This is a genomic window from Streptococcus mitis (assembly GCF_003942995.1).
Classification (GTDB): domain Bacteria; phylum Bacillota; class Bacilli; order Lactobacillales; family Streptococcaceae; genus Streptococcus; species Streptococcus mitis_CV.
The window spans coordinates 14569-33624 of the sequence record NZ_RJOH01000019.1 but is presented as its reverse complement, the minus strand read 5'-3'; the positions used below and the strand labels follow the sequence as shown (position 1 = coordinate 33624).

Genomic DNA, 19056 nt, shown 5'->3' with positions numbered 1-19056 from the left:
TTGATTATATATAACTTTTCGTCTATACTTAGGGGTGAACACAATGTGATACTTACAGTGCCACTTTGTGTGCGATAAACTATGAGCCTTTTGTGCCATATTTTTCTCCTTTCGCTTTACAATTGGCTTGAACACCTTTATTGTATCGCGTTCGGAGTTTTTTTGGTATAACCTTCGACGCGCACCCGCATAGCGGGTGGTTTTTTTGTCTCTCACCTAACGGAGCGAGACGGACTAATAGTCACATAACAAAAAGGGACATACCACTAGCATTATATGCTTACGGTATGTCCCTGAGTTGTTCTCAATAGACTTATTTTTTAGTTTCTTTTTTGACTAGATGAGTAAATTTCCCATCTGAGTAGACTAAAGTTATCTCTCCAAATCTTGGAACTTTTTCTATCTCTATTATACCACATTTTTCGTAGACAATAAAGCCTTTTTCTGTTGAAAATTTCATTTCATCCATATCTATTAACCTTTCTTTCCTCTCACTGTGTTAATCGTATATCGCTTATCTTTGATTGTGAAAGCCTTAAAAGTGTTCCCCTCTAAACCTTTCAAAATTCTACTTGAGTTTCTAGCATTGTAAACCGTTCGCAGTTCACTGCTATCTAGATTCGTGTTGAAAATCGTAGTTTCTCGATTATTGATAATATCAAACAAGAAATCCTGTTCCCAGTCGCTCTTAGGAGTGATTGTTCCATTTTTTGCCCCAAGGTCATCGATGATCAGAAAATCAACATCAACTAGCTTTTTAACCGCCTCATACTCTGTTAAGTTTGCATTTCTTCCATAAGCCCAACCTTCTTTTATCTGCTTGATAATCTCGGTTAAGCTGACAAATAAGACACTCTTAGGATCGTTCTTCTCTCTGAAACTCTCATTGATTTCTTTGGCCAGGGCAAGCGATAAATGACTTTTTCCTATTCCTGTGCTACCGCTGATTAAAGTATTTCCTGTCATACCTGCAAGGTACTTCTGGGCTTGCCCCTTTACAAACTCTAACATCTGACGCTCCTCTGTCGTCTTAACAAAGAAATTATCAAATGTCGCTCCCTTTAACTCTTTAGGAATTGTACTATCACGCATTAATACATCATAAGTTTTAAAATACGTTTGTCTATCATCAAACTGCTGTAATAGGTCTTTCTCTTTTTGTTTAATCTCCCCCTTCACACACTCTGGACAAAATGGTTGTATTTTTCTTTCTGAACTCCCTACTACAGGTATAGAAATTTCCCAGTAATTTACCTGGTGAACATCACAAACTTTATCCGATATTTTTTTGTTATTGAACTCTTTAAATTGTTCCTTCATCTTTGCAACTCCTAAAATGGTAGGTCTGGGAAGTTATCCTCAGACTTCCCTTTTATGGTTTTAGGCTTTTGATTCAAATAACCGTCAAACTTAGATCCGAAAATTGTTTCTGGTCTAAGGTATTTAGAAAATTCAGGACTATCCTTCCATTCTGCCGTTTTAATATCTATCACCTGCTTAAAATCTTCAAGTGTATAGCCTTCTTTGAATCGTGCTAGTAAAAGCCTTTTTGTCTTATCAACAAACTTATACCGCTTATTAGCTACTTGATTCAGATAAGCAATAGGAATCCAAAGTTCTTTATGTTTTGTTTTCTCTAAATCTTTTATAGCTGTTTCTTCAAGCCAAGTAGGAAAAGTGAAGTCGGTATTTCCCGACAATATATTATCTAAATATAAATTATTACTCTTACTATTAACTCTATTCTCTTTCTCTATCTCTATCTCTGTTGGACATGAGTTGGAAACTGTCCCACTATCTTGGACACTCTCCAACCTTACCATATTTTGGGCTTGTTTACGCTGTTCACGTTTATATTTTGCCCAGTTTGTTTCACTTTCTACCATAGCTTTTGCTTGCGATAATGTAGCGTGTCCATCATCGTCTATCTGAATCAGTCCGCATTTTGTAAAATATGCAACCGTCATATTGATATCATCTTCAGAAACATCTAGTTTTAAAGCTAATTCCTGTACCAAACTATCAAAATAGCCTTCATAGTACAAAATACAATCATCTTCTAAACTTTCCAACATAAGACGGATATAAATCACTGTCATAGTGTAGCCACCAGGCATATTTTTCAGTCGTTTAATAAAAAGATTATCAAAAAACTTCTTATCAACTTTTAACCAAAAATATATTTTAGTCTTTGCCATCATCTACCCCCAGAAACTTCAAAATATCCGTAACTTTGTAATAGACTTTTCTAGTATCTTCTAGTGGTGGTTGGTAACGTCTTAGTCCTGCACCTTCCCACTTTTGCAAGGTTTTGTATTTTATATCTAACTCGTCCATGGCTTCCTGTGCTGACATTAAACCAGTTAGTCGTGGTTTAGGTCTTTCTCGGACTGCTAGATAGTTTTCTACTACTGTGCTTATTCTATTAGTCAAATCATGTTCGCTTTCTTTACTCAAACTAAACATATCCTTCCACCCCTTTCAGTGTAAAATTCATTCTATTCCTCGTTTTCTAGGCTGGTTTATGAAATATCATTTGCCCTTTTATTGCCCTATGTAAAATATCTTCCTGATCCTTTATAATCATCTCAATAGTTTTAAGAACCTTGTATCTTATCTCTTTATCCGAAAGTTGATTATCTAATATTCCTAAAATTGTTGATAGATTTTTTATATTACCTATATACAAATTTATAAAAGTCTCTTTAGTTAAGCTGGACTTATCTAGCTTCTCTTTAAAATCAGTATATAAATTTACTTCACAAGTCATTTAATCGCTCCTTGTTTATTGATACCTGCAAGCTGGATATACCGCCCATAATCTGGGCTTAAACTCTCTCTAGGACTTTCTCCCAGTTTCCTGTTTTCTCGCTCCAGTTGGGCGCTCTTTTTGCGGTCTCGATGGTTTAGGTAAATTAGAAAGCCAATCAAAATCACGGTAAAAATAAGCGCCTGTGTATTGCTTAAATCTAGTTCATTCATGCTATGCCCTCGCTTTGTAATTCTTGATATATAACTGTTGGGCTTGATGTTCCATCTTTTGGAAAGCTTCAACTTCCTTGATAGATATTTTTTTATCTAAAAAATCAATAATAAACTGGAATAAATTTGGATTGTTAACCTTTAAATCGGCCATAAAATCATCAATTTCTACTTGAGTCATTTTCATTACATCTGGAATTTTCATCTGACTTGTACCCCAATTCTTCAAAATTCTCACAATTAAGGAGATAAACTGCAATCCCGTCCAACTCTCTATAGAGTTGTTCCATCTGGTCACGAATAACGCCTAACCCCTCTGCCATCTGTCCAGATAAGATATCAGTATCTACTCCGTTATTTTTCGCCATTATCAGCGAATTGCTCAACTGTCTTACTAATTCAATTCTTGGAAGCACATCTCCAAGTCTGCTCCCTTGCTCTTGAATTTCCTTTATGTTTAATGTCATATTGTTTTCCTGTGCCTTTTCTTGCCTGTTTTCTATATGGTATACTTCACCACTCCAAACGCTGGGCGATTGCCCCAAGTTGGCGAACGCTTGTAGTGGTGTTTCGTGAGTAATTACCCATCTTTCAGCTAAACAAGGCCTTAGAATCACCCTGTCAGCGCTTGATTTCAAAACCTTTTCTAATTGCTTGCCTGCTATTGGTTATTGCTTCAGTAGCATTTTCATGCTATAATCAAGGTACGTTAAAAAACGTATACCTTTTATCCTGTCGCTTGCTCGCCTCGTCTAAAATTTGAGCAAGTGATTTTTTTATTTTCTTTTTGCATGATTACTACCTGACTTTGGTTTATAAAGCAAGTCTTTACTTTCAATAAGATCTAGAATCCAACTGAATCCCTGCTCTACTGTCTCAAGAAATGAGCCCAGGTCTTCACTGTCCAAATCCTCGTAGTTCATACAAAGATATTCGGCTAGTTGTCTGTCTTTCTCAACCAGCTTTTTAAAATCCTTGGAATACTTAGGAATTTCTAACCCCTTGGCATTTGTAACTGTCTTAAAATCATTTTCCATTTTCTATACTCCTATGCTTTAAAAATTAGTTCTTTAATTTCTGAATATCTCATATTCAAGTTGATCATCGCTATTGCCATATCTTCCAAACGCTGATAGTTTGTCAGTTCCGCGCTTGTTAAACTGTCAATACCGTTTTCACTTTCTCACTCTTGCATGAGTTGGGCTTTGTTTTTCCCAGTCGCTCCCTTTAGCAGTAGGTTTGTAAGAGTGCTATAGGCATGCTGAGGTGCTTTCTCCCATGCTTGGATAGCTTCAGTTAAGGTTTTACGCTTTGGTTTTTCCAGTTCTCTTTGAAGATAACGCTTAGAAAGTTCATCACGCATTTCAAAGAAGGCTTTGACAAGGTTCTTCTTAAACTCTTTTACGGGTTCTGTATTTCGTAAGTAAGTAATCAGCAATGTTGCTTGTTGCTCGTTCAAAATATAATCCCGTACATTTTGCCCACTCTCTGAAGGTGAAATTTTAAATTGCACCTTTCCGAAGCTTTCAAAGTCCTCTCGGTGCTTATTCAGCAAAATCTTCAAATGTCTGTGCTTAATTTCAGCGCATTCTGCAACGATACTGCTCAGTGTATACGGCTCTTTCTTGCCGTCCATATAAACCAATTCCATTGGTTCGCTCCTTTCTTCTTGTTGCTCATGCTTGCCACCTAAAACAGTACCAAGGTAAAGCATTAAAGTAGGGTAAAATCGGAGAATATGAACCCCCACAAACCCTTGATACTGCTATAGGTAGCAAGCAAATTACACTAGCAAATATTTAGCTAGATCCGTTTATCAATCCCCAGTGGTAAAGCACCACATGAGAAATCTGTAAATGTAGAGTAGTATTGCGATTGGTTCGCTCCTTTCTAATAATCTTCTAAAAGCCACTCTATCACACTTTCGTAAATGCGCTTAGGTGCATCGTAGTTGCCAGCTTCAATTTTTGCTAGAGTAGGAGGTGTAATTTTTAGTTTCTTGGCCAACTGAACTTTTCCAAGCTGAAGCTCCCCTCGTTTTCGACGAACTTTTTTTGCATGTTCTATTGTTAATAACATTATCAACTCACTCCTTTCTAAAAAATCTTGATTTAGACGAAAGTTTTTTCATCACACCTTGAATTATAAACGAATTTATTTTCGTTGTCAAGCGATAAATGAAATTTTTTTCGTCTATGATTTTATTTTTTCTCTCTACTATGTTATACTTTAGATAAACGTATAAGAGGATAACTAATGGAAAAACAAACACCTAAAAATAATCTAAAAAAACTTAGAATAGAAAAAGGATTCTCCCAAAAAGAATTTTACGAAGATATTATAAAAAAAGAACTAGGTTTGGATATTACTTTACGAACTTATCAAAATTGGGAAAATCCAAATAATGAAATCAAATCAAAACCTGCTCTACTACTTGCAGAATATTTCGGGGTAAATGTTGGATATCTTTTAGGGGAAGACGAAAGAAGAACAACCTACCTAACCTCTACTCTAGAGAAATATAGTGATAACATGGAATCCCCAGTAGATTTCGCAGGATATGGTTTGTTGGCGCTAACTCGTGGTGAAAAAGTAAGGGATACCGTAATAGAAAACCTTAGAGAAATCACAGACTATTATGGACATAGAAGATTTGCTAAAGAAGAATTTAAAAATTGGAATCAAGAAAAAAAAGATCTTATGTTAAAAGGAATGCAAGACTATGCTGATTCAAATATCGGAAGATTTCTTGCGGGTCTAATGACCTTTCCTGATAAGACTAAAATTACTATTATTGATTTTTTAACACTAGACAATAAAGAAAGGGAAGCTATTAGTACAATAATTTCCTCATTAGCTGATAATCCTGTTCTTCATAAAGATTATGATGACTAATATAAAATCGATAATCACTATATAAGCTCCATAATCGCTTTATTTTCTTATCTGGTACAATTTGCCGTCTGACTGCTTAAAATCGAAAATAGAGGGCTTCTCGTAGCTCCTAGCATGGTATAAACTCAAAACCTTTTCTAATTGCTTGCCTGCTGATGGAAAGGAATACTATGCAAATAAAACAAATCACCAAAAAAGACGGTTCAATAGTATATCGTGCTAATGTCTATCTTGGTGTTGATAAAGTAACTGGAAAAGATGTAAAGACAAACATAACAGGGAGAACAAAAAAAGAAGTTAAGCAAAAGACAAAAGAAGCTGAAATTGCTTTTTTACAAAATGGATCTACTAGATTCCAGGCTTCTAATATTACTACCTACAAGGAACTAGCTTCCTTATGGTGGGAAAGTTACAAGCATACAGTAAAACCTAACACACAATTAAACGTTAGAAGACTGCTAGATAATCATATCTTGCCCTTATTTGGCTCTTATAAGTTGGATAAACTAACTACTCCACTTATTCAAAATGTAGTCAATAAACTTGCTGACAAAACCAATAAAGGGGAAGAAGGCGCTTTTCTATACTACGATAGCTTACACGCTTTAAATAAGCGTATTTTACAGTATGGTGTAGTCATGCAAGCTATACCGTTTAATCCTGCTCGTGAGGTAATATTACCTCGCAACATACAAAAAGAAAAGCGAGAAAAAGTAAAGCACTTTGATAATGATGAATTAAAAAGCTTTCTTAAATACTTAGATACTCTGGATGTAAGTAGGTATCGCTATTATTATGAGATAACACTTTATAAGTTTCTACTTGCTACTGGTTGTCGTATCAATGAAGCTTTAGCTTTATCATGGTCTGATATTGACTTAGATAATGCCATTGTGCATATCACAAAAACACTAAACTACAATCAAGAACTCAATAGTCCTAAATCAAAATCTAGCTATCGTGATATCGATATAGATCAAGCGACTGTTAGTATGCTGAAGCAGTACAAGCATAGACAAATACAAGAAGCTTGGCAACTTGGGCGCTCTGAAACTGTAGTCTTTTCTGACTTCATAAATGAGTACCCCAATAATAGAACTCTACAAACCAGGTTAAGAACTCACTTTAAACGTGCTGACGTACCTAACATTGGTTTTCATGGTTTCCGCCATACTCACGCTAGTCTCTTGCTTAACTCTGGAATACCTTACAAGGAACTTCAGCACCGTTTAGGACATTCCCAATTATCTATGACTATGGATATATACAGTCACCTCTCAAAAGAGAATGCAAAAAAAGCAGTTTCGTTCTATGAAACTGCGCTAAAAAGTTTATAACTGAACAAATAACTGAACAAACCCAGAAATCAACATTTTAAGACAAAGCAAAAAGCCCACTGTTGTAGGCTTTCTGTAAGATATTTCTTAAAATTAAAGCATTTTGTTGTAGAATTCAACGACAAGTGCTTCGTTGATTTCTGGGTTGATTTCGTCGCGTTCTGGTAGGCGAGTCAATGAACCTTCCAATTTTTCAGCGTCGAATGATACGAATGCTGGACGTCCAAGAGTAGCTTCTACTGCTTCAAGGATAGCTGGAACTTTCAATGATTTTTCACGAACTGAGATCACTTGACCTGGAGTTACGCGGTATGATGGGATATCAACGCGTTTTCCATCAACAAGGATGTGACCGTGGTTTACGAATTGACGAGCTTGACGACGAGTAGTCGCAAGACCAAGACGGTAAACAACGTTATCCAAACGACGTTCCAAAAGAAGCATGAAGTTGAAACCTAGGATTCCGCCTTTGATTTTTGTAGCTTGTACGAACAAGTTACGGAATTGTTTTTCACCTACACCGTAAGTGAAACGAAGTTTTTGTTTTTCAGCCAATTGCAAACCGTATTCTGACAATTTAGAACGGTTGTTTGGTCCGTGTTGTCCTGGTACGTAGTTACGACGTGCCAATTCTTTACCTGTACCTGTAAGTGAAAGGCCAAGGCGACGAGCTTGTTTCCAAGATGGTCCTGTATAACGTGACATGTGAATGTCCTCCTGATATAAATAATATTTCGGTGGAAATAGTCACTTAGAAAGCCCTGATTCGTGCAGATGCCCTTCGCCTAAACAGCCAAGGTTACTTATCATAAGACACCTGTTGACGAGCTTCATGCTTTCCTGCTGATATTTCGCACAAAATCCATTTTACCATGAATGGCTAGATTTGTAAAGGGGTTTTAAGCTTTATTTTCACTGCCAGAGAGGTTGAGAAGGAGGGTAAAGGTGCTTCCTAGACCGTACTGGCTGCTGACTGTAATTTCCCCACCCAATTGATGGGCCAATTCACGCGCAATCGCAAGTCCTAAGCCATGACCACCTGTTTTCATATTACGCGAAGTTTCTACACGATAAAGGCGTTTGAAAATATTCTCCAAATCCTCTGTGGCAATCCCCTGTCCCTCATCGGTCACACTGATTGAAAGCTGGTTCTTCTCCAGCTTAGCCACCACTTCCAGCTTGGTTCCTGGAGCTGAGTATTTAAAAGCGTTATTGACCAGATTCACCAAGATGCGAGAGAGTTTGGCATAATCTCCCTCAATCCGGGCAGACTCTGGGATTACCTGCAAATGGACATCTCGTTCCTCCTGCTCAATCAAGAACTGAAATTCACTCATGCACTCAATCAAGAGCTGGTCCAGAAAAATACTGTCTTTGCTGGTCGTTTCGACCTGATTTCTAGCTGTGTTTAGGGTCAAAAAATTCAACTCTTCAACCAGTTTATTGAGTCTTTCCGTCTGGCGCCCAATGGTTGCTAGATAATGGTCCTGTTCTCCTTCCTTGATAACCCCATCCAAAATCCCTTCTACCGTCGCTTGGATCGAAGTGATGGGGGTCTTGATATCATGCGAAAGTTGAGCAATCATCAAGCCCTTTTCTCGTTCGCTTTCTTCCAAGGAATCAAAGGTGACCTGCAAATCATGGGACATTTCATTGAAAGCTTGGCCTAATTGTTGAAATTCTACAGGGCCTTGAACCTCCAGATTTGATGGAAAGTCCTTGTCCGCTACCCGCTTGGCATGTTCCTTGAGTTTGCCCAATGAAGTAAAGACAGGCGATAGGAGAAAGAGACTAATCCCAGCACCGATAAAACTAGCCACAAGAGTCATACCCACTAGGAAATAAATTTCTCTTTCTTCAATTAACATTCGCTGGATGGCCCAAAAAACCACGATAATCGTTAGGAGTGTTGAAATGATATACCCCACTAAAATATAACTTTTTAATTTCATTGACTACCTCGTGCTTTCTCAATTTTGTAGCCCAAGCCCCAGACGGTTTTGATGGTCGGTGTTTCTGCACTGGCATGTTTAGCCAACTCCTGTCGAAGAGCATGAATATGAACATTCAAGGTATTGGTATCATCCACATAGTCTTCTTGCCAGACCTTTTCATAGAGGTCTGTCTTAGAGAAAACCCGTTCTGGATTACTAACTAAAAGCCATAGAAGTTCGAAGGATTTGACTGTCAAATCAAGCGCCACATCTCCAACTTGGACCTCATGGCTACCGTGATTCATCCGTAAGTCCCCGAGACTGACGACCTCTGTCTCACCTCCACGGTGAAGGCGACGTAAGATATTGTGGACACGCAAAACCAGCTCACGTGGACTAAAGGGCTTGGCAATAAAATCATCTGCCCCTAAGCTCAGGCCATAAATCTTATCCTGCTCACTGGTCTTAGCCGTGATAAAGAGAAAAGGCTGATCTGGAGATTGATACTGAACTTCGCTAATCAAATCATAACCATCCATCCGAGGCATCATGATATCTGTAATAATCAAATCAATCGGTTTTCGCTTGAAGATTTCCAAGGCCTCTACTCCATCATGAGCCACCAAAACCTGATATCCTGCCTGAACCAGATAGCGTTGATGAATATCTGTGATTTCTACCTCATCGTCAACGAGTAAAATTGTCTTTCCCATCTGTCTCTCCTTTGAAAAAAACAGTGCTATACCACAATAGTATAACACTATTTTAATCTCTTTACGAACATTCTAAACGATATCTAGATTTTTCATATCCTAGATAGAAAGTCTGTAGCTAGACTAATCATTTTCCTCTTTTTTAGCTTTCAAACCGAGTCCACCTAGCAGGCCGGCCAAGGCTAATCCAAAGAATCCAATAGTAGCCATTGATGTTTGGGCTTCACCAGTATATGGAAGCATGTCTTTTTGGTCTTTCATTTGATCAGCCATCATTGGACTTGATACCTTGTTATTAGATACCATCTTGCCTTCATCAGACATTTTGCTTGAGGCTGCTGGAGCTTGATCTTGTTTCATGCTTGGTGTTGCCATAGGCTGGCTAGCATTCATGGTTTTGTCCTGCTCTTTGTTAGGCATCATCTTATCCTGACTAGCAGCTGGCATTTTAGATTTCATCTCATCTTGATTGGCACTAGGCATTTGAGCGTTCATCTTAGATGCATCTTGATGACTATTCATCATTGGAGCCGGCATAGCTGAACCATTAGAAGATGGGACGAAACCTGACTGCATCGGAATCAGAGACTGATGTCCATGCAAGTTCACTGTCAAATCTTTTGTCGCTACGAGATTGCTCAAGTCTGCCTTGCCATCTTTGGCACCGTACACTTTGATAGTTGCTTTATAGCTTTGAGTACCGTTTTGTTTCAAGAGGTCTAGAAGCTCTTTATCAGATTTACCTTGGGTACCTGCCAAGTCTACTTCGTAGAAGTAAAGGCCTTTGCCTAATTTTTCTACTGGTGGAAGGGCTGGATTTTTAGCTGAACCATTGTCTGACCACGGAGCCTTGTCTGAGGCTTTCAAGATAAGGCGAGTTAACATACCGTCACCAGCGAAGAATTCGTATGGAATGACTTGGTTGACACCAGCTGTGAATGGACCAGGGAAGTTCGCTTTATCCAAGTAAGTAGCTGGCACATCTACTGTGTCTTTAGTATTGTCGGCCACACCTTTTTGCACTTCAGCTGGAGTAGTTAAGCCGTTCAAGTTGACATCCAAATCTTTTGTCGCTACGAGATTAGTCAAATCGGCCTTGCCGTCCTTCGCACCGTACACTTTGATAGTGGCTTTATAACTTTGTGTACCATTTTGTTTCAAGAGGTCTAGAAGCTCTTTATCAGATTTACCTTGGGTACCGGCCAAATCCACTTCATAGAAGTAAAGTCCTTTGCCCAATTTTTCTACTGGTGGGAGAGCTGGATTTTTAGCTGAACCGTTGTCTGACCATGGAGCCTTGTCTGAGGCCTTCAAGATAAGACGTGTCAACATGCCATCACCAGCGAAGAATTCGTATGGAATAACTTGGTTGACACCAGCTGTGAACGGTCCAGGGAAGTTAGCTTTGTCTAGGTAAGTAGCTGGAACGTCTACTGTGTCTTTAGTATTGTCGGCCACGCCCTTTTGCACTTCAGCTGGGGTAGTCAAGCCATTCAAATTGACATCCAAATCTTTTGTTGCTACGAGATTACTCAAATCAGCCTTGCCGTCTTTCGCACCGTACACTTTGATGGTAGCTTTATAACTTTGAGTGCCGTTTTGTTTCAAGAGGTCTAGAAGCTCTTTATCTGATTTACCTTGGGTGCCGGTCAAGTCCACTTCGTAGAAGTAGAGGCCTTTACCCAAGTTTTCTACTGGTGGAAGAGCTGGATTTTTAGCTGAGCCGTTGTCTGACCATGGAGCCTTGTCTGAAGCCTTCAAGATAAGGCGAGTCAACATACCGTCACCGGCGAAGAATTCGTATGGAATGACTTGGTTAACACCGGCTGTGAATGGGTCTGGGAAATTGGCTTTGTCCAAGTAAGAGGCTGGAACATCCACTGTGTCTTTAGTATTGTCAGCCACACCTTTTTGAACTTCAGCTGGAGTGGTTAAGCCATTCAAATTGACATCCAAATCCTTAGTCGCTACGAGATTTGTCAAATCAGCCTTGCCATCTTTGGCACCGTACACTTTGATAGTTGCTTTATAACTTTGAGTGCCGTTTTGTTTCAAGAGGTCAAGCAACTCTTTATCAGATTTACCTTGGGTGCCTGCCAAATCCACTTCATAGAAGTAAAGGCCTTTGCCTAAGTTTTCTACTGGTGGAAAGGCCGGATTTTTGGCTGAGCCGTTGTCTGACCATGGGGCCTTGTCTGAGGCTTTCAAGATAAGGCGGGTTAACATACCGTCGCCAGCGAAGAATTCGTATGGGATGACTTGGTTGACACCAGCTGTGAATGGGCCTGGGAAGTTCGCTTTGTCCAAGTAAGTAGCTGGAACATCTACTGTGTCTTTGGTGTTGTCGGCCACACCTTTTTGGACTTCGGCTGGAGTGGTTGCTGGTTGCGCTTCATTTGCTTCACGGTCTTGTCCAGAAACTGTAGGCGCAGGATTTGTCGCAGGTTTAAGCGCATCTTCTGTTTCTTTCTTAGATTCTGGTTTTGCTTGCACTTCTTCTTTTGGCGCTACCACTTGGTCTTTATCAGCTACATTCACTTTTTCTGACGAGCTTGTAGCATCCAAGCTTGCTTTAGGTGTTGAGTCTACCTGTTCTGAAGGAAGAGCTGTATCGACTGCTTCTTTGAGAAGTTCTGCTGGTAAGTCACTCTTTTCACTCACCGAAGCCGCGTCTGGCACAACTTGAGCAGGGGTTGGATTGACCACATCGGCACGTACAGAACTTGGCTGACCAACTAGGACAAAAAAGCCACTAGCCACAACAACTGAGGCAACACCGACACTAAGACGGCGAATAGACCAACGTGTATATCTTTGATTTGGATTGAATTTCATAGGATTCTCCTTAGAGTTTTTCTTTATTTGATGACTCTAGTATAATCTCCTAAAATTAAAAAGGATTAAGAAAAAGTTAAAATTTTTCTTAAATCCCTCTTATAAAATACTTATATTAATTAAATCCATAAACAGATTTGGTGATTTGATAGACAACATTGGAAAGTTTGCGAGCTGGCAAGACCGAATGTTTGGTCAAACGGCTCAACATGGTCTTGCGAATAGCCTGAAAGACCTCTGGATTTTCCTGCTGAATATAGGTCCATAGCTCCCGTTTTTTTGCCAGATGCTCTGCTGTGCCTGCTCGGTTGAGCAAGGCACTGGAAATCACCGTCGTGATTTCAATATGATTCAGCAGATACTCTCGCATTTTGGGGTGGCTTACTTTAGATAAATCAAGCTGGTCTACCAAGAGTCGATTGACCTTGAGTTGCTGGTCAATGCGCTTAATCATCACTTGCTCATTGACTGACTGGTCCTCACGCCCAATCAAATAACGATAGAAATCGACAGGCAGATAGTACATGGTCTTGACCTGCTGAAGGGGGGTAAAGACAAAGAGATTATCGACATAAAAGGTATGCTCAGGCAATTGGAACTGGCTCGTTCGCAACAAATCTGTCCGGTAAATCAGCGAGTGCATCATGATATACTGGCCTTTGGAGAAATTTCCGACCTGATCCCAGCCAAAAATCTGCTGGACAGGCAAGACTGACTCGTAACTCATACTCTTCTTACGAGACTGACCTTCCTTTTCATAGACAAAATTGGTCACAAAGGCATCAACTTCCTGCCCCTCACTCCCTAGTTCCTGCAAGGTTTCAAGAATTTTTAAATAGGCACGAGGATCTACCCAGTCATCACTATCAACTACTTTAAAATAGCGTCCAGAAGCCTCCGCTAAGCCGCGATTGACGGCACCGCCATGGCCCTTATTTTCCTGATAGATGGCTCTAACGATGTTAGGATACTTGCTGGCCAAACGCTCAGCGATTTCCTGAGTCTGGTCCTGAGACCCATCATTGATAATCAAAATCTCAACTTGTTCACCACCAATCACTAGCGACTCCACACAGTAATGAAGATAGGCAGCAGCATTATAGCTAGGGATGGCGATAGACAATAACTTCATAATCTACTCCTTTAGGGGACTGATTTTTTCTTATACTCAATGAAAATCAAAGAGCAAACTAGGAAACTAGCCGCAGGTTGCTCAAAGCACTGCTTTGAGGTTGCAGATAGAACTGACGAAGTCAGCTCAAAACACTGTTTTGAGGTTGTGTATAGAACTGACGAAGTCAGTAACCATACCTACGGCAAGGCGACGTTGACGTGGTTTGAAGAGATTTTCGAAGAGTATTACTCTCTCTTGTCACTTCTTTCTATTTTACCATAAAGTCCAGCTTCTGAAGGACTTTTACTGGAATACAAGGTGTTCTCCCAATTTCCTATCTTGAACATTAAAAAAGAGGGAAATTCCCTCCTTACGAATTTAATTCTGCTAAGTCATCTAGATACTGGTTGTTAATGACTGCCAAGATATAGGCATCTGCCCTCAAGAGGTCATTAGGGCCAAATTGGACATCCAAGGGTGAATTTTCTTGTTCACGGAATCCTAGGACATTGAGGTTATATTTGCCACGTAGATCCAGCTGGCTCAGACTTTGACCTGCCCAAACACTCGGAATTTTCATCTCTACGATAGACACATTTTTATCCAGCTGAAAGACATCAACATTGTTATGAAAGAGAATGGTCTGCGCTAGAGACTGCCCCATTTCATACTCAGGTGAAATCACCGAGTCAGCACCGATTTTTTCTAGCACCTTCTTGGCTGTCTGACTTTTGACCTTGGCAATAACCCTTGGTACCCCTAGACTCTTACAATGCATAACTGCAAGCACACTCGATTCCAGATTTTCCCCTGTTGCCACTACAACCGTATCACAGGTATCAATTCCTGCAGTTCTGAGGAGGTCCTCATCTGTGATATCGCCAACAACTCCACGCGCCAAAACTGGCTCAAATTGATTGATACGCTCGGCGTGGTCGTCAATGGCAATAATATTCATATTTTGCTTGGCTAGGGCCGTCAGGACACTACTCCCGAAAATCCCCAAACCTAAAATTCCAATCGTACGATCTGACATCATTCTTCCTTTCTTATCCAATACTAATATCTGCTTTCATATACTGAATCAAATCTTTCTTATCAGGCTGGTAGTCAGCTAGACTAACCAGCAAGGTCAAGGGACCGATACGGCCAATAAACATGAGCACCATGACAATGCTAAGAGCTAGCTTGCCCAATTCTGGTGTCAGATTTGCCGTCACCCCAACTGTCGCAAGAGCTGAAATGGTCTCAAACATGAGGTAGATAAATCGCGGTGTTCCTTCTGCCGTAATTCCCAACAACATCAAGCCCAACAAGAAGGTCATCAAAAAGATAATGAAGACACTAAAGGATTTTTGGACTGTTCGAGCCTCAATGGTTCTCTGCGCAACATTGGCATGAGGCAAGCCCAGCAATTCACTACGCGCAAAGACCAACAAGACAAAGAAAGTCGTAATCTTGAGCCCCCCAGCCGTCCCTCCAGGCGCTCCACCCAGAAACATCTGTAGGATATAGATAAACAAGGTCACAGGTCGAGCTTGAGTATAGTCAATAGAAGCAAAACCGGCCGTTCTCATGCTGACGGTTTGGAAAAAGCTGACCAGCACTTTCTCTGGCACACTGAGATTGCCAATGGTTCCTGGATTGTGCCACTCCGTAAAGAGTGTGGATACTGTCCCAAACAGCAAAATCCCTGCGGTCAAGAATAGGACCAGCTTGGTGTGGAAACGCAGACGGCGTTTTTTCTTCTTGTCAAACTGGGTTGCCAAGTCAAACCAGACCATAAAGCCAAGACCACCTGTGATAATCAAGCCAGCAATGACCAGATTGATCAAGGGATCCGTCTGAAAAGCCACTAAACTGCTACTGCCGAAATTATCAAAACCAGCATTACAAAAGGCTGAAATAGCTAAAAAGATAGAGGTAAAAATGCCTCGTCCCCAGCCAAACTCAGGAATAAAACGGAAACTTAGCAGGAAGGCACCCAAGCCCTCCACCAGAAAAGTCGTCAAAAAGATGGACCGCATAAAGGCCTTCAGCGACCGAGTCTCCCCGTAACTAAAACTCTCCTGAATGGTTTCACGACTGCGAAGACTGAGTTTTTGCTTCCCCTGAATATAAAAGACCCCGATAAAAGTCATGAGCCCCAGACCACCAATCTGTATCAAGAGCATACAAATCAACTGCCCCCAGACATTATAGGTCGTAGCCACTGGTTGCGTAAAAAGGCCAGTCACACAGACCATGGACACCGTCGTAAAGAGATGGTCAAAATAAGTGGCCTGAGAACCATTTGCCTGAACAAAAGGCAAGCTCAAAAGAAGAGAGCCTATAAAAATAACTCCAGCGAAACTTAAAAAAATGCGACGAGCAGGTGAAAGTCCGCCAAAGACCCTTTCAAGTTTTTTCACAAATAATTTGAATAACATACATCCATTGTACCATAAAAAGAGGGAGAGTAGCTATATCTGAGAAGTTATCTCAAGGCAGAGTTCCAAGGCCTTCTCAAAAGCTTCTGAACCCCAGTCACGACTATCGTACTGGTCCAAGTCTGCTAAGGAATCAGCTGTGAACAACAATTCACCCCAGAGAACCCCTCGCAGTTGGGCTACTGCCGCAAGCGCAGAACACTCCATCTCCACAACAGCACAGCCTTCCTCCTTGCGATAAGCCACCTTTTCAGCTGTTTCTCGGTAAAAACCATCTGTGGTCCAGGTCATGACTTCTTCATAGGGAATCCCTCTGGCCTCCAAAACTTGCTCAATAGCAGCAATAGCCTCTGGCTGCATTTCCATATAACGAGAAGGGGCCACATAGTGATAACTGGCTCCTTCATCTCGCAGAGCCCGAACAGGGACTAGAAAGGCATTTTCTTCTATATCAGTCAGCACACCACAGGTTCCAGCGGAAATAATCTGCTCCACACCATAGCCAATCAACCAATCCATAAACTGGGTTGCTGGAGCGGAACCGACAGGTGCCTGAGCCAGACAAATTCCCTCGCCCTTGTAGTTAACGACATAGACTGGATAGGTCTTGGTGGCTGAAACGAATTCGCCGACACAGTCCGCCCCTACTTCTCTCGCATAACGGTCAATCTCCTCACCTAAAAAAGCATAGACACACTTCTTGGGCAAGTGCAAGTCCAGCCCCTCGTGATCAGGCATGATGACCGCCTGAGGATTGTCATCAAACTCTAAAATAGGAATCGCATGTTTTTGAATCATAACTCACCTCCTCTAATTTTGTACTATTGTATCAAAAGCTGACCGAGTGTCAAGGAATTCTCTTTAGCAAGCCAGAAATCTCCTCTTCCATACACTTGAGAAATCGTTGCACCGCTGGAGAAGTCGGTTTCTGTTTTGGCAAAGCGATTGAGGACTTATGAAGAATACAAAATCCAACAACAAAAAAGACATGAATCTGAAATAAGCAGAACATGTCTTTTTTAGCTTGTTTGAAAGTCAAGTAAATAAATCTTAGCTCTTCTAGAACTCCCTTATTTCCACAAACCACCTAAAATCTGTTTTTCTAATAAGTCTAGGTCCTCTTCCTTTATTTCTCCGTTGTCGCTAACGATATAAAGTTGAGCGAAGTAAGCCAACAATGGACCAACACAAATACGAACCATTTGAGGAATCGTTAACTCTGGATTTACACGTGGATCTGCTAGCAATTCTTTATGAAGCACTCGAAGTTTATCTTGAATAGCATTCCAGATAAAAATCTGTTCATTTTTTAGTTTCTTATTTGAAAAACTCTCCTGCAGAATGATTTTCATCAAAGCACGATTTTTTTTGAGATAGCTCATACGATCGTGGACGAGATAACGAACCCTCTCTTCTGTCGTTTCAAAAGCTAAGAGTTCCTCAACAAAACTACTGAAAATGCCTGGGACTACAGGATGTAAAATAGCCGTCAGTAGATCATCCTTCGTCTTAAAATACTTAAACAAAGTTGCCTGGCTTAGTCCAGCACGCTCAGCTATGTGAAGAGTTGAGGTCCCATGGTAACTCCTAGTTGATATGAGATCCACTGCTGCCTGCATGATTTTTTTCTTTCCTTGAGGGTAATTCGCTTCTTCTAAGTAATCTTCAAACGATTCAAAAACAGTCTTATCCATCTAATCTTCACACCTTTTTAGCATTATTTATGTTGATTTCTAAACTTTACGATAACGACGCAATCCAACAATATTGAGAATTGTTAAAATGATCAAGAAAATCATTAAAACACCAAGATTTGGCAAAATATCACCAAGATTGTGTCCGTAAAGAATAATCTGGCTTATTGCATCACCAGAATAGGTTAATGGCAAAAATTTCCCCACAGTTGGAGCCCATGCTCCCATGGATGACAATGGAATAATCCCTGAGAAAAAGAGTTGAGGCATAATCACGAGAGGAATAAATTGCATCATTTGAAATTCTGATTTTGCTAGAGTAGACAAGAGAATTCCAAAAGCTAGTGCTACAAGAGCCAGTACCACATTAACTATTATAACATTTAAAATATTTCCTACAACTTCTACATCTAGTAGCCAAATTGCTGCTAAGACGACAACTGCCGTTTGAAAAATCGCAATAATACCGTAAGACAACATATAGCCATAGACAATTTCAGAACGTTTCACTGGGGTTGCTAACAAGCGGTCCAAGGTTCCACTTGTGCGCTCTTTCAAAAGTGCCATACCAGAAATCAAAAAGACAAAGAAGAAGACCACAAAGCCAATTAAAATTGGAATCATACGTGCAAAGAATCCAGTATTTTTATCTCCATATTGGTAAGATTCTTTGATTTCAGGCGCCTTTGCATCTAATTTCAATTGTGGAAGAGCTTGTTTGATACGAGATAGTAACTGATCGGTGCCTTCACTGACGATACTTGTTCGTAACACTTGTCGTATCATAGATGTCTTGGAGGCATCTGTATTTGCGTAGTCGACCTGATACTCACCGTCTTTATAAGAAATCACAGCATCGACTTTTTCATTTGCTAGCGCTTCTTTGGCCTGATCTAAGTCTTGATAAGTCTCGATGTCCACATGATCAAGCTCATCCATTTTCGTTATCAAACCAGTTGGTAGATCTTGTGTCGCTAACTTGACATTCACGGTTGTACTAGCTGAAAACATGAGGTTCATCAGCCACATAATAAATACCGGCGCTACAAACATCATAGCCAAGGTTCGTTTGTCACGAAGCAATTCTTTGATAACTTTTTTAGCAATAGCAATGGTTCTCATC

At 40.3% G+C, this 19056-nt stretch carries 23 protein-coding genes and 1 pseudogene; 2 read left to right on the top strand and 22 right to left on the bottom strand.

The features are described 5' to 3' along the window. The 12 genes and pseudogenes from D8836_RS09345 to D8836_RS09290 form a co-directional block, all read right to left on the bottom strand. Nucleotides 1–99 (bottom strand): transposase (locus D8836_RS09345; protein ID WP_185761614.1); only part of this gene is annotated, 99 nt, incomplete at its 3' end. 214 nt (nt 100–313) lie between these two features. Continuing rightward, nucleotides 314–469, bottom strand: a complete 156-nt coding sequence (locus tag D8836_RS11210; protein ID WP_000344069.1) for a hypothetical protein — start codon at nt 467–469, stop codon at nt 314–316. Nucleotides 470–474: 5 nt separating this feature from the next. Then, on the bottom strand, nt 475–1320 hold the full coding sequence (locus D8836_RS09340) for an ATP-binding protein (RefSeq protein WP_125393819.1): 846 nt from the start codon (nt 1318–1320) through the stop codon (nt 475–477). Between the two features lie 11 nt (nt 1321–1331). Beyond that, nucleotides 1332–2198: a conserved phage C-terminal domain-containing protein gene (locus tag D8836_RS09335; protein ID WP_125393818.1), complete on the bottom strand. Its 867-nt coding sequence runs from the start codon at nt 2196–2198 to the stop codon at nt 1332–1334. Continuing rightward, the gene (locus D8836_RS09330; RefSeq protein WP_125393817.1) at nt 2185–2466 is read right to left on the bottom strand and encodes an XRE family transcriptional regulator; all 282 of its coding nucleotides are present in this window, start codon (nt 2464–2466) and stop codon (nt 2185–2187) included. The genes D8836_RS09335 and D8836_RS09330 overlap by 14 nt, the downstream gene beginning before the upstream one ends. Before the next feature lie 46 nt (nt 2467–2512). Further along, the gene (locus D8836_RS09325; RefSeq protein WP_125393816.1) at nt 2513–2770 is read right to left on the bottom strand and encodes a hypothetical protein; all 258 of its coding nucleotides are present in this window, start codon (nt 2768–2770) and stop codon (nt 2513–2515) included. Continuing rightward, nucleotides 2767–2982 carry a hypothetical protein gene (locus D8836_RS09320; protein WP_125393815.1) on the bottom strand — a complete coding sequence of 72 codons (216 nt, stop codon included), beginning with the start codon at nt 2980–2982 and terminating at the stop codon, nt 2767–2769. The genes D8836_RS09325 and D8836_RS09320 overlap by 4 nt, the downstream gene beginning before the upstream one ends. Nucleotide 2983: 1 nt before the next feature. Further along, nucleotides 2984–3163, bottom strand: a complete 180-nt coding sequence (locus D8836_RS09315) for a hypothetical protein (RefSeq protein WP_260468284.1) — start codon at nt 3161–3163, stop codon at nt 2984–2986. Next, nucleotides 3144–3449, bottom strand: a complete 306-nt coding sequence (locus D8836_RS09310; protein ID WP_260468283.1) for a hypothetical protein — start codon at nt 3447–3449, stop codon at nt 3144–3146. The genes D8836_RS09315 and D8836_RS09310 overlap by 20 nt, the downstream gene beginning before the upstream one ends. Before the next feature lie 309 nt (nt 3450–3758). Next, on the bottom strand, nt 3759–4019 hold the full coding sequence (locus D8836_RS09300; RefSeq protein WP_125393813.1) for a hypothetical protein: 261 nt from the start codon (nt 4017–4019) through the stop codon (nt 3759–3761). A gap of 11 nt (nt 4020–4030) precedes the next feature. Continuing rightward, nucleotides 4031–4633: pseudogene (locus tag D8836_RS09295) on the bottom strand (Rha family transcriptional regulator). Between the two features lie 239 nt (nt 4634–4872). Then, nucleotides 4873–5061 (bottom strand): DNA-binding protein, encoded by a 189-nt coding sequence (locus tag D8836_RS09290; RefSeq protein WP_061438568.1) that lies wholly within the window; start codon nt 5059–5061, stop codon nt 4873–4875. Nucleotides 5062–5238: 177 nt separating this feature from the next. Between D8836_RS09290 and D8836_RS09285 the strand changes: the two genes are divergently transcribed. Then, a complete protein-coding gene (locus D8836_RS09285; RefSeq protein ID WP_084931960.1) occupies nt 5239–5877 on the top strand; it encodes a helix-turn-helix domain-containing protein in 639 nt (212 codons plus the stop codon). A 170-nt stretch (nt 5878–6047) separates the two neighbouring features. Continuing rightward, nucleotides 6048–7214, top strand: coding sequence for a tyrosine-type recombinase/integrase (locus D8836_RS09280; protein WP_125393812.1), 1167 nt, complete (start codon nt 6048–6050; stop codon nt 7212–7214). A gap of 93 nt (nt 7215–7307) precedes the next feature. Here the strand turns inward: D8836_RS09280 and rpsD are convergent, their stop codons facing one another. The 10 genes from rpsD to D8836_RS09220 form a co-directional block, all read right to left on the bottom strand. Next, on the bottom strand, nt 7308–7919 hold the full coding sequence (gene rpsD, locus D8836_RS09275) for a 30S ribosomal protein S4 (RefSeq protein ID WP_000092756.1): 612 nt from the start codon (nt 7917–7919) through the stop codon (nt 7308–7310). 194 nt (nt 7920–8113) lie between these two features. Next, on the bottom strand, nt 8114–9166 hold the full coding sequence (locus D8836_RS09270; RefSeq protein ID WP_125393811.1) for a sensor histidine kinase: 1053 nt from the start codon (nt 9164–9166) through the stop codon (nt 8114–8116). Then, complete coding sequence (locus D8836_RS09265) at nt 9163–9861, bottom strand: response regulator transcription factor (RefSeq protein WP_004269678.1); 699 nt, start codon at nt 9859–9861, stop codon at nt 9163–9165. The genes D8836_RS09270 and D8836_RS09265 overlap by 4 nt, the downstream gene beginning before the upstream one ends. A gap of 123 nt (nt 9862–9984) precedes the next feature. Beyond that, a complete protein-coding gene (locus D8836_RS09260) occupies nt 9985–12696 on the bottom strand; it encodes an SSURE domain-containing protein (RefSeq protein WP_125393810.1) in 2712 nt (903 codons plus the stop codon). 115 nt (nt 12697–12811) lie between these two features. Then, nucleotides 12812–13828: a glycosyltransferase family 2 protein gene (locus D8836_RS09255; protein ID WP_125393809.1), complete on the bottom strand. Its 1017-nt coding sequence runs from the start codon at nt 13826–13828 to the stop codon at nt 12812–12814. 352 nt (nt 13829–14180) lie between these two features. Further along, nucleotides 14181–14846 carry a potassium channel family protein gene (locus D8836_RS09240; RefSeq protein ID WP_125393821.1) on the bottom strand — a complete coding sequence of 222 codons (666 nt, stop codon included), beginning with the start codon at nt 14844–14846 and terminating at the stop codon, nt 14181–14183. A 13-nt stretch (nt 14847–14859) separates the two neighbouring features. Beyond that, the gene (locus D8836_RS09235; protein ID WP_045610862.1) at nt 14860–16239 is read right to left on the bottom strand and encodes a TrkH family potassium uptake protein; all 1380 of its coding nucleotides are present in this window, start codon (nt 16237–16239) and stop codon (nt 14860–14862) included. 33 nt (nt 16240–16272) lie between these two features. Further along, complete coding sequence (locus tag D8836_RS09230) at nt 16273–17037, bottom strand: nucleoside phosphorylase (protein WP_023948429.1); 765 nt, start codon at nt 17035–17037, stop codon at nt 16273–16275. Nucleotides 17038–17309: 272 nt separating this feature from the next. Next, nucleotides 17310–17933 carry a TetR/AcrR family transcriptional regulator gene (locus D8836_RS09225; protein WP_101785708.1) on the bottom strand — a complete coding sequence of 208 codons (624 nt, stop codon included), beginning with the start codon at nt 17931–17933 and terminating at the stop codon, nt 17310–17312. Between the two features lie 39 nt (nt 17934–17972). Continuing rightward, entirely contained in the window at nt 17973–19055 is a 1083-nt protein-coding gene (locus D8836_RS09220; protein ID WP_125393808.1) for an ABC transporter permease, read from the bottom strand. Nucleotide 19056 lies beyond the last annotated feature (1 nt).

Excerpts from the sequence above, each read along its gene's own strand:
- D8836_RS09300 (WP_125393813.1), bottom strand. The coding sequence starts at position 4,019 with ATGGAAAATGATTTTAAGACAGTTACAAATGCCAAGGGGTTAGAAATT.
- D8836_RS09320 (WP_125393815.1), bottom strand. The coding sequence starts at position 2,982 with ATGAATGAACTAGATTTAAGCAATACACAGGCGCTTATTTTTACCGTG.
- D8836_RS09280 (WP_125393812.1), top strand. The coding sequence starts at position 6,048 with ATGCAAATAAAACAAATCACCAAAAAAGACGGTTCAATAGTATATCGT.
- D8836_RS09330 (WP_125393817.1), bottom strand. The coding sequence starts at position 2,466 with ATGTTTAGTTTGAGTAAAGAAAGCGAACATGATTTGACTAATAGAATA.
- D8836_RS09340 (WP_125393819.1), bottom strand. The coding sequence starts at position 1,320 with ATGAAGGAACAATTTAAAGAGTTCAATAACAAAAAAATATCGGATAAA.
- rpsD (WP_000092756.1), bottom strand. The coding sequence starts at position 7,919 with ATGTCACGTTATACAGGACCATCTTGGAAACAAGCTCGTCGCCTTGGC.
- D8836_RS09265 (WP_004269678.1), bottom strand. The coding sequence starts at position 9,861 with ATGGGAAAGACAATTTTACTCGTTGACGATGAGGTAGAAATCACAGAT.
- D8836_RS11210 (WP_000344069.1), bottom strand. The coding sequence starts at position 469 with ATGGATGAAATGAAATTTTCAACAGAAAAAGGCTTTATTGTCTACGAA.
- D8836_RS09220 (WP_125393808.1), bottom strand. The coding sequence starts at position 19,055 with ATGAGAACCATTGCTATTGCTAAAAAAGTTATCAAAGAATTGCTTCGT.
- D8836_RS09260 (WP_125393810.1), bottom strand. The coding sequence starts at position 12,696 with ATGAAATTCAATCCAAATCAAAGATATACACGTTGGTCTATTCGCCGT.
- D8836_RS09230 (WP_023948429.1), bottom strand. The coding sequence starts at position 17,037 with ATGATTCAAAAACATGCGATTCCTATTTTAGAGTTTGATGACAATCCT.
- D8836_RS09290 (WP_061438568.1), bottom strand. The coding sequence starts at position 5,061 with ATGTTATTAACAATAGAACATGCAAAAAAAGTTCGTCGAAAACGAGGG.
- D8836_RS09325 (WP_125393816.1), bottom strand. The coding sequence starts at position 2,770 with ATGACTTGTGAAGTAAATTTATATACTGATTTTAAAGAGAAGCTAGAT.
- D8836_RS09270 (WP_125393811.1), bottom strand. The coding sequence starts at position 9,166 with ATGAAATTAAAAAGTTATATTTTAGTGGGGTATATCATTTCAACACTC.
- D8836_RS09310 (WP_260468283.1), bottom strand. The coding sequence starts at position 3,449 with ATGACATTAAACATAAAGGAAATTCAAGAGCAAGGGAGCAGACTTGGA.
- D8836_RS09285 (WP_084931960.1), top strand. The coding sequence starts at position 5,239 with ATGGAAAAACAAACACCTAAAAATAATCTAAAAAAACTTAGAATAGAA.
- D8836_RS09240 (WP_125393821.1), bottom strand. The coding sequence starts at position 14,846 with ATGTCAGATCGTACGATTGGAATTTTAGGTTTGGGGATTTTCGGGAGT.
- D8836_RS09255 (WP_125393809.1), bottom strand. The coding sequence starts at position 13,828 with ATGAAGTTATTGTCTATCGCCATCCCTAGCTATAATGCTGCTGCCTAT.
- D8836_RS09225 (WP_101785708.1), bottom strand. The coding sequence starts at position 17,933 with ATGGATAAGACTGTTTTTGAATCGTTTGAAGATTACTTAGAAGAAGCG.
- D8836_RS09335 (WP_125393818.1), bottom strand. The coding sequence starts at position 2,198 with ATGGCAAAGACTAAAATATATTTTTGGTTAAAAGTTGATAAGAAGTTT.
- D8836_RS09315 (WP_260468284.1), bottom strand. The coding sequence starts at position 3,163 with ATGACTCAAGTAGAAATTGATGATTTTATGGCCGATTTAAAGGTTAAC.
- D8836_RS09235 (WP_045610862.1), bottom strand. The coding sequence starts at position 16,239 with ATGTTATTCAAATTATTTGTGAAAAAACTTGAAAGGGTCTTTGGCGGA.